Annotated in this window: 10 protein-coding genes; 2 read left to right on the top strand and 8 right to left on the bottom strand. The window is 35.2% G+C overall.

Annotation, left to right across the window (positions count from 1 at the left end):
• Nucleotides 1-167: 167 nt before the first annotated feature.
• The 8 genes from ACN1CN_RS18335 to ACN1CN_RS18300 form a co-directional block, all read right to left on the bottom strand.
• On the bottom strand, nt 168-521 hold the full coding sequence (locus tag ACN1CN_RS18335; RefSeq protein ID WP_264524242.1) for a YegP family protein: 354 nt from the start codon (nt 519-521) through the stop codon (nt 168-170).
• Between the two features lie 57 nt (nt 522-578).
• Nucleotides 579-2093 (bottom strand): PAS domain-containing protein, encoded by a 1515-nt coding sequence (locus ACN1CN_RS18330; protein ID WP_419136655.1) that lies wholly within the window; start codon nt 2091-2093, stop codon nt 579-581.
• A gap of 469 nt (nt 2094-2562) precedes the next feature.
• Complete coding sequence (locus ACN1CN_RS18325) at nt 2563-3213, bottom strand: response regulator transcription factor (RefSeq protein WP_264524244.1); 651 nt, start codon at nt 3211-3213, stop codon at nt 2563-2565.
• A gap of 74 nt (nt 3214-3287) precedes the next feature.
• Nucleotides 3288-4862, bottom strand: coding sequence for a sensor histidine kinase (locus tag ACN1CN_RS18320; RefSeq protein ID WP_291285728.1), 1575 nt, complete (start codon nt 4860-4862; stop codon nt 3288-3290).
• Nucleotides 4863-5606: 744 nt separating this feature from the next.
• On the bottom strand, nt 5607-6386 hold the full coding sequence (locus tag ACN1CN_RS18315; RefSeq protein ID WP_419136654.1) for a polysaccharide deacetylase family protein: 780 nt from the start codon (nt 6384-6386) through the stop codon (nt 5607-5609).
• Nucleotides 6387-6530: 144 nt separating this feature from the next.
• Nucleotides 6531-8942, bottom strand: a complete 2412-nt coding sequence (locus tag ACN1CN_RS18310) for an ABC transporter permease (RefSeq protein ID WP_419136653.1) — start codon at nt 8940-8942, stop codon at nt 6531-6533.
• Between the two features lies 1 nt (nt 8943).
• A complete protein-coding gene (locus ACN1CN_RS18305) occupies nt 8944-11367 on the bottom strand; it encodes an ABC transporter permease (RefSeq protein ID WP_419136652.1) in 2424 nt (807 codons plus the stop codon).
• A gap of 3 nt (nt 11368-11370) precedes the next feature.
• A complete protein-coding gene (locus ACN1CN_RS18300; RefSeq protein ID WP_419136651.1) occupies nt 11371-12084 on the bottom strand; it encodes an ABC transporter ATP-binding protein in 714 nt (237 codons plus the stop codon).
• 280 nt (nt 12085-12364) lie between these two features.
• Here ACN1CN_RS18300 and ACN1CN_RS18295 point away from each other — a divergent pair, with 280 nt between their 5' ends.
• Both ACN1CN_RS18295 and ACN1CN_RS18290 read left to right on the top strand, forming a co-directional pair.
• Nucleotides 12365-13714 (top strand): sigma-54-dependent transcriptional regulator, encoded by a 1350-nt coding sequence (locus tag ACN1CN_RS18295; protein ID WP_419136650.1) that lies wholly within the window; start codon nt 12365-12367, stop codon nt 13712-13714.
• Between the two features lies 1 nt (nt 13715).
• Entirely contained in the window at nt 13716-15047 is a 1332-nt protein-coding gene (locus tag ACN1CN_RS18290; RefSeq protein WP_419136649.1) for a sensor histidine kinase, read from the top strand.
• The last annotated feature ends 85 nt before the right edge of the window (nt 15048-15132 follow it).

The following is a 15132-nucleotide window of genomic DNA, read 5'->3' as shown; positions in this document are numbered from 1 at the left end:
CATCCTATACTACAAACAAAAAAGACCGCAAAAAGCGATCTTAAGTGTGTAAATACCAATTAAATTATCTAAAAAACGGCTCCGTTATTACAATCCGGAAACGGCAAAGTTTATTGTTTTATTAAAATAGAACCGATCTGCCAATACGGTTTTGATTTCATTCTTTACTACGCAACGCTTTCCAATATAGCATTAGACTGATCTTCTACTATAGCCTCCGGCGCGTATTTTCTAAATTCCAGGATTTCCGCATCACGGGAATCTCTGTCTTTAAACATTTTACTTGTTCCGATAATCTTACCGTTAAAAGCCTTAAGGTTAAAATATCGCTCTTCTTTTGAATTTGTTTTTTTGAAGAATTTTGTGCTGTCCTGTGAATTGTTTTTTACTGATTCAATCCCTTTTATGCACATAAATTTTCGGGTATACCCTCCACTGCTCAAAATAACTTCGCCATTTTTATTTACAAAATCAAATTGAAATTCTCCATTAGCCTTTCTATTAACTACAAATTTTTCCATTCTTAAATTAATTATTTATATAATTTGATATTTTTTATCATGCTGAAAACAGCATCTTTAGTCTTTAAAAACAATTTTAAATGTGGTTCCTTCTCCCACTGTACTGTCTACCGTAATCTTCCCATTCATAGACTCAATCTGGTTTTTTGTAATGTACAGCCCTAAACCGTTTGCTTTTTCGTGTTTATGAAATGTTTTATACATTCCGAAAATTAGATCTCCATGTTTCGCCAGATCAATCCCTAAACCGTTGTCTTTTACAGTCAGTACTTTCTTTCCGTTTTCGATGAAAAAATCAAATTCAACGATAAGGGGTTTAGCAGGATTTGCATACTTTATAGCATTGGTGCTCAGGTTTTGCAATACGCTTTCGAGATAGGCCGGGTTAAAACTAACAACTGCTTCGGGAGAAACGTTGTTGATTACCGTCATCTGGCTGCTATCGCTATAAGCATTGACAATGTTGAGTACCCTGTTCAGATAGCTGTTTACGTTGAGGGGCTCGACATTAATTTCGGCGTTGTTCTGAATGTTTACAATCTGAGACAAATCTTCAATTGTTTTACTAAGATCTCCGGAAACCGCACGCAGGTATTTTATGGTTTCGATTTTTTCATCAAAACCCTCTTCTGAATCGATCAAGTCCAAAAGAACTTTAAAATTACCTGCGTGCGAGTTTAGGTTATGAGATACGATGTGTGAAAAATTCAACAATCTGTTGTTTTTCTCTTTATACACTTCCATTTCTCTTTTTAGCTCCAGCTCTTTTTCTTTTTGAAAAGAAACATCACTGTGAGTTCCTATTACTTTTAAAGGTCTCCCTGCTGCGTCACGCTCTATCACCATTCCTTTGCTAATAATCCACTTGTATTCCTTGTTTGAAGTCAGTACACGCTGAAAACTTTCGTAAGAAGGAGTTTTGTTGTCCAGATGATTCTGCAATACGCTTAAATATCCTTCAAGATCTTCCGGATGTACCATTTTATTCCAGCCATCACGGGTGCTTGGAGTATCTGAAGCTTTCAATTCTAATATTTTCAGGGATTGCGTAGAGTAGTAAACTCTGTTCGCTCTTAAATCCCAATCCCAGATACCTGCATTTGAAGTCTCCATCATTACTTTAAAGCGCTGCTCTGTTCTTTTCAGTTTTAGCTCTTGTTCTTTTAACTCGGTAATATCTGTAATCCTACCGTAAAATTCTGTACTTCCATCCTTATTAACCAGTCTTTTTGAAGTCACTTTAAACCAGCTTAATCCGTTCAAAGGCAATTCTGCTCTGAACACAACACTCCACTTTCTTCTTTTTTTAATGGCGTTTAATAATGATTTCTTTACGTGTTTTTTATCTTCCTCATGGATTCGGTTGTAGATAGAAAGTACCGTGGTGGTAAACATTTTATTGGATAAAACTTCAAACATTTCATAAGTGGCATCATTTATAAATGGCATCTCATACTCGTTATCTGCCGAAATCGTAAATACGAAAAGCGCATCCTGAATCTCATCAAATGATTTAGATTTAAAAACATTCACATTTGCTTTCTTCTTTGTATTATAAAAATCGAATTCCATAACCTTACTTTTTTACATTCTAATTCTGTTAACTGTCGTTTTCCCTAATGCTAAGTTTGCATTAGATTTCGAAAACCATATTTGTTGATCAGACGGCCATATCAAAAAAAAATAACCTGACTTGTATAAACCCAAAAACACAAACAAAAAAGCCGTCCGCAACAACAAAAAAATATCTTTTAATACAGGAAGCTAGATGCTGAAAAAAAATAATCCTTTTCTACTACAAATCCATCCTTTTTATAGACTTCCAGCAACTGCATCTTCCTGACACAACAAAAATACATGCAATAAAATCAATACTTTATAGTACATCGAACGTGCTGTTGTAGAATTATTTCTACAGAAAATACATCTTAAAATAATACGTCTGGTCCAAAAAAAACAGGAACGCAAAAGTTCCTGTTTTTAAGATGCAGATTCTACTCTATTGGTGCTCTGCAATTCCTTTTTATACTGTATCTGTTTATTAATCAGAATACAACTGAAAAAACTTAATCAAATCGGCCAGATTATCGATTTCCAGTTTTTCAAAAATCCTGTTTTTATAAGTACTTACCGTTGTTTTCTTGATGTTCAGATGTTCTATTATTTCCAGATTGCCATAACCTTTAATTAAAAGCTGTGCCACTTCAATTTCTCTGTTCGACAATACATCCAACGGGTTGGTTGGCTTTTTTGAAATATACGAATCCAGAATTCTGTCTTTGACATTCTGAGTAATATATTTTCCGGAAGAGATCATTGCGCTGATGGCATTTTTCATTTCTTCCTCAGAAGTCTCTTTGTTCAGATATCCGGATGCTCCTGCATTTAAATACCGCATCGCATAAATATTCTCATCATAAGCCGAGAAGATTAATATTTTAACTTCCGGCTGGATTGCTTTTATTTCTGCTATAATATTGATGCTATTTCCGTCAGGAAAGTTCACATCTAATATCAATAAATCTATATATTCCTCTTTTAAAAGATTAAGTGTATCCTTAAAATTTCCTGCTTTATGAATTATAGCATTCGAAAATAATTCTTTTATCATCAAAGAAACGCCTTGTCGAACCACACTGTGGTCATCGGCCACTAGAAAACAATAGTTGTTGGATGGTGATTTCATTTTCATTTACCTAATTTAGGGTTATTTCAGCGCTTTTTTGTAACTAATTACCACTTTAACATAATTAATTTGGTCTTATTTTAAACTAAGCTTATAAGGAGATTAAAAATTATTTTAGTCCCTTTACCTTCCTCGCTCTGAACATCTATTTTTCCATCAAACAATTCTACTATTTCTTTACACAAATTAAGCCCTAAACCTACTCCAAGATCGTTTACTTTTCCTGAAACGGTTCCCTGATAATAAAGCTCAAATATGTTTTTCAGGTCGTTTTTGGCAATTCCAATTCCGCTGTCCTGAATTTCAATTTTTAAATTCACCATCTTATCCGAAGTCTTTTCAAGATCCATATTGATCTTTATGAGGCCATTCTCTGTAAACTTATTCGCATTACCGATAATGTTATAAAAAAGCTGGTGAATTTTTGCCGCATCAGAGTTAACTTCAAGCTCTGAAATCAGATTAGAATTAACTTCAATTTTATTTCCCTTACTTTCTACCAGTGAAGTCATCGAATTAACAATCTGGTGCACCTCTTCCTTAAGATAAAAATGTTTCTTGTTTAGTTTAGGCTCGTAAATTCCATCTTTAGAATACTCCAGAATCTGATTGGCCAACAGCAACAAAGAATTAGTGGTAAACTGAATCGATTTAAAAGTGTCTTTTATTTCGGGATCCTTTATCGAAGAGCTGATCATTTTACTGTAAATAGAAATGATGCTTAGAGGCGATCTGATCTCATGACTGATCATTCCCATAATTCTATTCTTAAAATTCAAACTCTCTCTAATTTGCATCTGCGCTGTCGTAAGTCTTTTTTCATATTGAAAAGCCAGTCTAGTAAAACCGAAAAGCACAAGCGATACAATAAACATTAACAGGATCAGAATCGCAATGGTGTAGCTTCTTACTACTTTATTGGATTCGTACTGCTTTTGCAACTGTTTTTGAGTATTGTCCTGAAGCACTTTCAACGAATTGTTGTAATTAGGCATTATCTCCGCTTCTAAATTCAACAAATCATTATTAAACCCTTTTAGTTTAGCATCCTGATCTTTTAAATTTGCAAATGACTTTTTTAAGTTTTTAAACTGATCTTCGTAGTACTTATTGGTGGTATTAAACAGGTTGGCAAATTGTTCTTCGATACTACCCGAAACCACTTTATTGTCATATTTCATGGTAACGGTAATCTTCAACTGCTCTTTTTGCACATCCACTTTCCCGGCCAAAGCAGCTCCCAGTCGCGAGAATAATCCTTTTTTAGATACACTGTCGACTTTTATATAAGAATCAGTTTTGATACTGTCTAAGATCTTTTTGTACGCAAATTTGTTCAGTTTAAAAGGCTGAGTCAAAGTCGTCTTATCCGGATTGATCTGTGACTCAATAATAGAGTCGATACTAGATTTTAAGGACTCCACAGAATGTTCAGACTGATTCTTCTCTTCCAGAATCCTCATAAACTCCTTATTGTCTTTGGTAATTAAGCTCAAACTGTCAATCAAACGGCTGATTTCGTTTAATGAAGCGGTATATTTATCGAGTGATTCCTTGTCTTTATAGTAGGTATAATTACTAAAACTTTTTTGAGAATCGACAAAGGAGTTGTTTATGTTGCTGGTAAAGTGTGTTATTTTATTTAATGAATCCATCGAACTCAACGTTTTCGACATTTCGGCTTCATTAGAAGATTCGTTGTACCAAATAATTATTGCAATTATCTGTAAAAAAATGACACAGGCTATTAAGGTGTAGTGAATTATTTTTCTGTGTTTGAACTTTAGCTTTAAAAAACTAAAGGTACTATTTAAGGAATGTTTTCTAATCAAAATTTATATTTTAAAATGATAAATAAAATAAAGAGCCATAGAATTTAATCTGTAACTCTTGCAACTTTTTTAATTAGGTATCGAAAGAACATCCTGAATGATGTACTACATTTTGAATAAATATTGTTCTATAGTTAAAATTAGCCACCGCCAATTCAATTTTAATGCCAACATCAGCTGTTATTCCTCTAAGATACAGCTTTTTGCTTAAAAAACAGCAAAGCCACAGCAGTTGTCGATCATTATTAACCATAGCACAACAGATATTTAAAAGAGATTTGGGGGATCTTTTTAATAGAATAAATAGGTTTTATACGAAAAACATACTTTTATTCTATTTTTTAAATATACTTGTTTCTATTTTCTTAATAAGAAGCAAAAATAGCATGCAGGGATTAAACCGACTGTAGAACATTCTCTGACAGTCTGTAGAACTTGTTCTACAATTTAATCATTACTTATTACTACAATTTTCTTGCTGCAAAGATACTATTTTTGGAAAAATACGTCAGATTATTTACGAAATCGTTTGATCCGAAGGTTAATTTCGACTCAAAAATAAAGAGTTTATTTTTTTTCCAGCAAAGGGTCTAAATCGGATAAGGTATAGAATTTAAGATCGTTTAACTTCATGTATCTGCAAATGAACTCCAGCGTTTCGATTTTGGTCTGATAGTTTTCGGTCACATTTCGCACCGGTTTATGCCCACATAAAAGCAGAATTTTATTGTGTTTTTTTGCGTAGTCTAATAATTCCAGAAGATATGGGATGCTAAAATGAATGTGACTGTTGTCGATATCAAAGGCAAATACAATTTTAGAATTGTTAAAATAGCTGTCCTGCTTTTCCGGGAGTTCTCCTCCAAAAGCCCTTCCTCTGATGATTTTAAATTTGGGAGACAGCGCTTTATCCAAGGCGTCAGAGCGTTCTCCGTACGGGTAAGCAAATGTAGTGACTTTAAAATTGAGTCTTTTCATGGAAGCAATCATAGGGGTAATTTCCTGATCGATGTAGGCACCCATTCCGTGTTGCTTCACAAATTTAACGGCGTTGTAATGATGGTAACCGTGTCCGGCAATTTCATGTCCATCTTTTTGCATTTGCAGCAGTTTTTCGATTTGCGGTTTGCCGATGGAATCAATTCGGCACACATTAAAAGTGGCTTTCCAGGAGTACTTTTTCAATACCCGATCTGCCTCCGCCCATTCGTCGACATAGGCATCATCAAAAGATAAAATAACACCTGCTTTATATGCTTTGGCAACCGGATTTTGCCGTTTGCTTTCACAGGAAAATAAGGCCAGACAAGAAAAAAACAATACGGATTTAAGGAAAAACATCTTCATAAATGATCCCGGTTATTAAAGATTGAAATAAAGTTTTTATGCAAATAGAATGGTATTCTCTCAAAGATAATCCTTTTTTTCAATTTTTCTGAAATTAAAAAAACCTTCAAAATGTGCTCACTTTGAAGGTTTTACTTTTACGGTTTATTCATATTTTAAATATTTCAAAACATCTATTTTTGTTACCTGATAGGCTTTTGCCAGTACAATTGATAAGGTTAAAAACAGCAGCAATACAAAAGCAATTATAAAAGGAAGTAAGGGAATCTCGATCCGGAAGGCAAAGTCCTCCAACCACTTTCGCAATAAAAGATAGGCCGGAATTATTCCGATTGCAAAACCAATCATACAAAAAACCACGTATTGTTTGGATAATTCCCGGAGTAAGACAGTCGTGTCTGCTCCCAGTGTTTTTCTGATCGCAATTTCCCGCACTCTTCTTTCCATTGAAAAGGAAGCTAAAGCAAATAATCCAAAAACGGCAATGAGAATCACAACTCCGTTTAAGAGTGAAAACAATTGGCTTTGGCTTTCATACACCTTATAGGTTCTGGCAAAGCTTCGGTCTACAAAATTATACTCGAAAGGATATTCTGCATCTACTTTTGTTGTCCAGAATTTATTTATCGCCGCTATTGTTTCGGGCATATCCTGGGGTGCAATTTTAACCGAAATATTAAGCAAGTCTTTTTCCATCCATTCGAAAGCTTTGATGTGCATGAAAATCATCGGAGAAATATTGTTTTCAAGTCCAAAATAATTGAAATCTTTTACCACACCAACAATTTTCAATTTTCGATCTTCCCAGATAATTTCCTTATTTATAGGATCTTTTTCCATTAATGTTTTAGCCGCAGCTTCATTTAACAAAACATTACTACTACTGTCTGACGCAATTTTGTTGTTTAAATCTCTTCCTTTAACGATTCGAATTCCCAAAACGTTCATCATCCCAAAATCAATCGCCATTTGCTGTGTGATCACCTCTTTATTGTCCTTGTAATGCATACCAGACCACGAATTAACATTATTCCCGATAGAAAATACACCCGCTGAAACTGCCTGAACTCCTTTTATTTTTAAAAGTTCCTGCTGTATAGTTTTGTATCTCTCAAATTGGTTTCTTCCTTTCTTAGGTTTAAAAGAAATATCCATCACCTGAGCGCCTTTAAACCCAAGGTCTTTATGAGCCATATAGTTAACCTGCTGGTATACTATAAATGAACCAATGATAAAAAATGTGGCAATGGCAAATTGCAAAACCAGCATACCGTTTCTAAGCCAGATTCCGTTTTTGCTGCGGGAAAAATTCCCTTTTAAAACCTTTAAAGGATCGAAGTTAGAGACATATATCGCAGGTAAAACTCCTGAAACCACAATGACCATAATAAAAATGAAAATTAGCTGCAAATAAAACTGAGAGCCTTCAAGAATCAGATCTTTGTGTAAAAGTGAATTGTAAAAAGGCAATGAAAGCTCTACAATTACCAATGCCAACAAGAGTGAAAAAAGCGTAATTAAAGTCGTTTCAAATACAAATTGGGTTATAATCTGCAATTTTGTGGCGCCAACTATTTTTCTTACTCCCACTTCTTTAGCCCGCTTTACAGCATTTGCGGTGGCAAGGTTAACATAGTTGACAATGGACAACAGTAAAATAAGGATTGACAATCCCATTAAAATTTTTAAAAAACGCAGATTGGTAATTCCTTCCGGAAAAGGGGTATTTCCCTGGTACAATCTCGCTCCCGAAAACGGAAGCAACTTGGCTTTTTCTACCTCTCCATACTTCTTCAAATAACCTTCATAAGTGATTCCTTCCGCTTTTGCCTGTTTTTTAACCTTCTTTTCGATATAGATTGTATTCAGGTTTTTAAGTATTGCTGTCGTATCACTTTGCTTTTTTAACTTTAACATTAATCCATAGCGTAGCCCCCAGCTTTCTCTGTTTTTAGCTATTTCGTATTCAATGTTGGAAGTCACTACATTGGGCATTATCGAAGCTTTTTTAGACAATCGGTATACGCCCCGAACAATAAAAATTTTGTCGGCATACTTAACCTGTTTTCCTATTGGGTTTTCATTCTGAAACAAACGCGAAGCTGTCTCTTCAGAAAAAGCAATACTGTTGCGATCGTGAAGCGCGCTTTTTCCACTGCCGTGAATAAATTCAAAAGGGAAAAAGGAAAAGAAATTCTCCTGCCCTGAGAAAATTTTATCTATTACTTCAATTTTGCCCTTATACTGTATCGTTTCCCGGGCATAATTGTTTGTGAAATAACAATAACGCTCTAAAGTCGGGCTCATTCTTTTTAAAAGAGGTCCCGGAATAGGCGAATTTACAGCCCAAATATTACCCCCTCCTATATTGTTCAGTACCGCGTAAATTTTATCTTTTTCAGGATTCCACTCGTCATAAGAATGTTCATCATTCCAATACAAAATGGCAAAAATTAATCCTGCAATTCCAATACTTAAACCCAAAACATTCAAAGCTGTAAAAAACTTATTGTTTTTGATCTGATAAATAAAGAGGTTGGTCCAGTTTTTTAGCATGTTACTCGTATTTTAAGTATTTCAAAACATCTATTTTGGTTGCCTGATATGCTCTTGTAAGTACCACCAACAACGTTAAGGTCAATAAAGCAGTAAATCCAATTAAAAAAGGATAAATGGAAATTGTAATTCTATAGGCAAAATTCTCTAACCATTTGTTGAGTAAATAATAAGCCGGGAACAGTGCTATTAAAAACCCGATGACACTGAAAACTACATATTGTTTACAAAGTTCTTTTAGCAAAACATTGGTTTCGGCACCCAGCGTTTTTCGAATGGCGATTTCTTTCATGCGGCGTTCAATAGAGTACGAAGCAAGGGCAAACAACCCAAAAAGCGCAATTATGATAACGATGATGTTTAGTAAGGAGAACAGATTTTTTTGCTTTACATAATTACTATAGGATCTTTTGTATTCTTTATCGACAAAATCATAGGAAAACGGGTATTCTGTATCCACTTTTTTGGTCCACATCTTTTCAATGTCTGCCAAAGTTTGCTTCATTGTTTTGGGGTCGACAGTGATATAAATGTTGTTCAAAAGTTCCGTAAACCAAGGCACTGTTTTAAAATGTAAAAATGACATGGGAGGAATAGCTTCACCGGGATTCATCAGATTAAAATCTTTTACCACTCCTGCAATTATTACTTGTTGACCATTCCAGTTTAGTTTTTTACCTATCGGATCTTTTTCGTTTAGTAACTTTAATGCAGTCTCGTTAATCAACATACTATTGACCGTATCCTGAGCAAATTTTGGATTCAGATAACGTCCTTTAACCATTTTTATTTTCAGCATTTCGAGCAGTCCAAAATCTATGGGTATGTTGTTTCCGTCTACATTTTTATCTTTATAATGATAAGATATAACCGATTTCGGGCCATTTCCCAAAATAAAACCGCCTCCCGAAACTTCTTTCACTCCTTTTATATGCAGTAATTGATTTCTAATGGTATTGTATCGGTTCAGTCGGTCTTTATTGGTAATATTCTCACCATAGATATTCTTATAGGAAATGTTCAACACCTGCTTTCCACTAAAACCCAGATCCTTCGAATTCATATGTTCTATCTGCTGATAAACAATATAAGATCCGATAATAAAGAATGCAGCTATCCCAAATTGAAAGATCAGCATTCCGTTTCTAAGCCAGATCCCGTTTTTACTTCGTCCAAAATTTCCTTTCAACACCTTTAACGGCTCAAAATTAGAAACGTAAACCGCCGGAAGTATACCTGCCAGTATAACCGTGATAAAAAATATTGCCACTAGCTGCAGGTAAAACTGACCGCTTTGCAAAACGAGCGATTTTTCTAAAAAGGCATTGTAATACGGTAACGAAATCTCGACAATAACCAATGATACCAGAATGGCAAATAACGAGATTATAGCTGTTTCAAAAACAAACTGCTGAATTATAGCATACTTTGAAGCCCCTATAATTTTTCGAACTCCAACCTCCTTAGCTCTCTTCACTGCATTTGCCGTAGCGGAATTAACATAATTTACGATAGACAGCAGCAGAATTAAAACTGACAATCCTACCATAGTAAGCAAAAACTGGAAATTACCTTTCCCTTCTGTCAAACCTCCGGTTTTTGTATGCAGCCGTACTGACGATAAGGGTTCTAAAACAGGTTTTACTTCACCATATTTACGAATAAATTCCTTAGGGCTAATCCCCTGTTCTTTGGCGAAACGAAACGTCAGGTTTTCTAAATACAGCTTTTCCAGATTGTTCGTTACTTGTTTTTGATGCTCCGGATTTTTCAGTTTCAGTAATAAAACATACTGAAAATTCCCCCAAAACTGAATGTTTGCCTTAATTTGTTCCTCCATAAAATTAACCACACAGGCAGGATTATAAGCCGATTTTTGATCCAGTTTATAAACGCCTCTCACAATTAAGGCTTTTTTTCGCAAAACAACTTTTTTACCCAAAGCCGTTTCGTTTCCAAAAAGTTTAAAAGCCAAATCTTCTGACAAGCAGATACTGTTTACATCCGGTAATGCCCCTTTTTGACTGCCTTCTGTAAACTCAAAAGGAAAATATTCAAAAAAGTTTTTTTGAGCTATGGTAATCCTGTCTGACTGCACTTTTTTACCATTAAAATAAAGTATATCATCATCGTAGTCTCCGCTCAAATAACAAAAAGATTCTATTTCAGGACTCACAGTTTGTATCGCCGACCCTACTGCTGCCGAACTTGAAGACCAGTAGGTCGTAGGATTCATTTTATTGGCTACTAAAAATATCTCGTCTTTATTCGGATTCCATTGATCGTATGATTGCTCATCGTTCCAATACAAAATGGCAAAAATTAATCCTGCAATTCCAATACTCAACCCCAAAACATTCAAAGCTGTAAAAACTTTGTTGTTTTTGATGTGATAAATAAATATGTTGATCCAGTTCTTTAGCATGATTTAGTTGATTGAATTGTTTACTAAAACATCTACATTTCTATGATTCACTTTCTCAGAAAGAATCACTCCGTCTTTCATCACAATTGTTTTTTGCGAAAACGAAGCATCATAATCCGAATGTGTTACCATCAAAATTGTCGCACCGCTTGCATGAAGATCTGTCAATAACTCCATTACTTCGTTACCATTTTTACTGTCCAGATTCCCTGTAGGCTCATCGGCCAAAATAATTTTCGGGTCATTAATTAGCGCTCTTGCAACGGCCACACGCTGCTGCTGCCCTCCCGAAAGTTGTTGCGGATAATGTTTCAAACGATGCGCAATGCCTAATATAGTGGCAATTTCCTGTACTTTTTTCTTTCGCTCTGCCGAAGGAACATTATTATAAATCAGCGGCAATTCGATATTGTCAAAAACGGATAATTCATCAATTAAATTAAAATTCTGAAAAATGAATCCGATATTTTCTTTTCTGGCTTTCGATTTAAATTTCTCTTTCAGCCCAATCATTTCCTGTCCTAACAATTCGTAACTTCCACCCGAAGCGCTGTCTAATAATCCGATGATGTTCAACAACGTTGATTTTCCGCTTCCGGATGGTCCCATGATCGACACAAAATCGCCTTCGTTAATGGTTAATGAAATTTCGCTTAAAGCTTTTGTCTCTACTTCTTCGGTTCTGAAAATTTTTGAAAGCTCTTTAATCCTGATCATAATAATTTCTTTTTGATGTTTGTTTTTCTCTCTGAGAATTTTATTGCCGAAGTAAAAAACAGATCCTAAATTAAGATAATAGATAACATAATCTATAAATATCTATTTTTGTTACATTTACCAGCAATAATGATTCTACTATTTGATGATTTGTTAATGGTAATGTGATTTTCATGCCAAAAACTTAAAATTTGTAACTGCCTAATTTTAAATTTTTTATTATTTAAAAGAATTCAAAAGTGTCCAATAATGGACAGCTTTCGTCCAAAACCGAACAAAAATGAAAAAGACAAATGCTGCAATATTAATCATAGACGATCAGGAAGACATCCTTTTTGCGTCGAAAGTGTTCCTGAAAAAGTATTTTGAAGACATTTATACGCTCAATAATCCGAAAAAAATTGTCGAATTATTGGCAAAAAACAGCATTGATGTGGTCTTATTGGATATGAATTACAGAATAGGTTTTGAAGACGGAAAAGAAGGTTTGTATTTATTGAAGGAAATTAAAACGCTTTCACCAAAAACCGTTGTGATTTTAATGACCGCTTTTGGCAAAGTCGAAACCGCTGTTGAAGGCTTAAAATCAGGTGCTTTTGATTATATCTTAAAACCCTGGGAAAATAAAAAACTGCTGGAATCTGTCAAACAGGCTGTCGACAAATCCCGAAAAGAACAAAAGAAAACCAGGAATGCCGAAATTGAAAATGACTTTTTTATAGGTACTTCCGAAATCATCAAAAAATCCTATTCTCTCGCCGACAAAGTCGCAAAAACGGATGCCAACGTGCTTATTTTAGGTGAAAACGGAACCGGTAAATTTGTTCTGGCGCACCATATTTTCAGCCAGTCTGAAAGGAAAAACAATCCTTTTGTAGCGGTTGATCTGGGAGCCTTAAACGCTAATATTTTTGAAAGCGAACTGTTTGGTTATGCCAAAGGTGCTTTTACAGATGCCAAAACGGATACACCCGGACGTTTTGAAATGGCACAAAACGGAACTATATTTTTGGACGAAATTGGAAATGTGCCCTTGCATTTACAATCGAAATTGCTGCAGGTAATTCAAACAAAAACGGTGACTAGGCTGGGAGAAACCAAAGCGCGTCCCTTAAATGTGCGCATCATCACAGCAACCAATCTCAATCTGAAGCTGGAAGTTGCTGATAAAAACTTTAGAGAAGATTTGTATTATCGTATCAATACGATGGAAATCGTTCTGCCTCCTTTGCGGGAGCGCAACGAAGATAAAATTCCGCTGGCTCATTACCTACTCGATAAAATGAGTGCCAAATACGACCGGACTGCCATTCAGTTTGATAAAAAAGTGCTCGAACAAATTGAAAAGCACGCCTGGAATGGAAATATCAGGGAAATGGAGAATAAAATTGAACGTGCCGTTATTCTGTGTGAAAACAATAAAATAACTACGTCCGATTTAGATTTAGAGATCATAACCCCATACGATGAAAATCCCGACGATATTCAGCTTTCTTCCGTTGAAAAAGCTGCGGTCGAAAAAGCTCTGCTCAAAAACAACAATAACATTAGCAAAACGGCCGAAGAATTGGGCTTGTCCAGAGGTTCTTTGTACCGTCGTTTAGAAAAGTACAACATCAATATCAACTAATATGTTTAGAACCTTCCAAACCTATAAACTGCTGTTTTTAAGATTGATCATGATTGTTGCCATGATCGAAATCTCTCTGTATTTTTTTAAGAAGGAGTTGCTCTTTACGGGAATATTTGGCCTTTTTGTAGTCTTTCTGCTTGTCCGCGAAATGTACTTTTATGTTCGCAATTTTGTTTTACTCTACAACAGAACGATCTCTTCTATACTACAAAATGATTTCGGCTCAGACTTTTCGCAGCATAAATACAATAAAAATTATCACGAATTATTTCTCTTGTACGATACTCTAAAAAGCAAACAAAATGAGCAGATATCCAAAGACATTGTTTATCGTTCGATCTTAAACAATATTGAAACCGGGATTGTCATTCTGCAAAAAGAAGAAAAAGAATGGGATATTTTTTTGATGAACGATTATTTTTCTTCCCATTTTAGTGTTCCAAAAGTGTCCAAATGGAAATACCTCAAAGATCAGCTACCCTCGTTGTGCGAGATTATTGAAGCTGATGATTTTCAGGAAATCAAAACTTCCTTAGAAATTCGTGTAAGAGAACAAAACATGCAGACCTTTGTTTTGCAGGCTTCGCGAACAGAAATTTTCGGAAAAGATTATTTTATCGTTTTACTGGATTCTATTCAGAATGTTGTAGAGAAAAAAGAGAAAGATGCCTGGGTCAATTTAATGAAAGTCATTTCGCATGAGCTTCTAAATTCGATCACGCCAATTCGCTCGATCTGTCAGAACTTACAAGATCTGGTCGATCAGGATACCATGTCGGCTGAAGATTTAGAAGATGTCAAAAATAGCGTTGAAACCATGCTCAGACGAAGCGATCATCTGCAAAAGTTTGTTGAAGGCTATCGAAAACTGGCCATGCTGCCAAGTCCCAAAAAAGAGAAAGCTGACTTACAGCTTCTGATGCACAATTGTCTTCAGATTATAGCTCCCCTGTTCAAGGAAAAAGGCATTGAAGTGATCAACACCATTACTTCCAAACACTGGATCACGATCGATTCTCAGCAAATCGAACAGGTTTTTATTAACCTTTTGACCAACTGTATCTATGCTCTAAAAGATGCCACAAAAAAGACCGTAGCTGTGTCGGCTGAAATCAAAGAAAACAGAGTCTTCATTAAAATTACCGATACCGGAAGCGGAATCGAAAAAGAGATTGAAAACAAAGTATTCCTTCCTTTTTTCACCACCCGAACAGAAGGCGCCGGCATTGGTTTAACGCTCTCCAAAAATATCATTGAGGCACATGGCGGCTATATCACTCATCGGAACGAAAAAGGCAAAACCAGTTTTGAAATTTGTTTGCTTGAGTAGTAAATCCATTGTTTAAAAAGAGGAAAGTCTATAACTATCATCAACAGCTCTGGAATACTACTCTGCCTTTGAAAGCCAAAGGCAA

The sequence above is a fragment of the Flavobacterium sp. T12S277 genome, assembly GCF_048514875.1.
Lineage (GTDB): Bacteria > Bacteroidota > Bacteroidia > Flavobacteriales > Flavobacteriaceae > Flavobacterium.
Note: the sequence above shows the minus strand (reverse complement) of the source record. Positions and strands in the feature narration are given on the sequence as shown.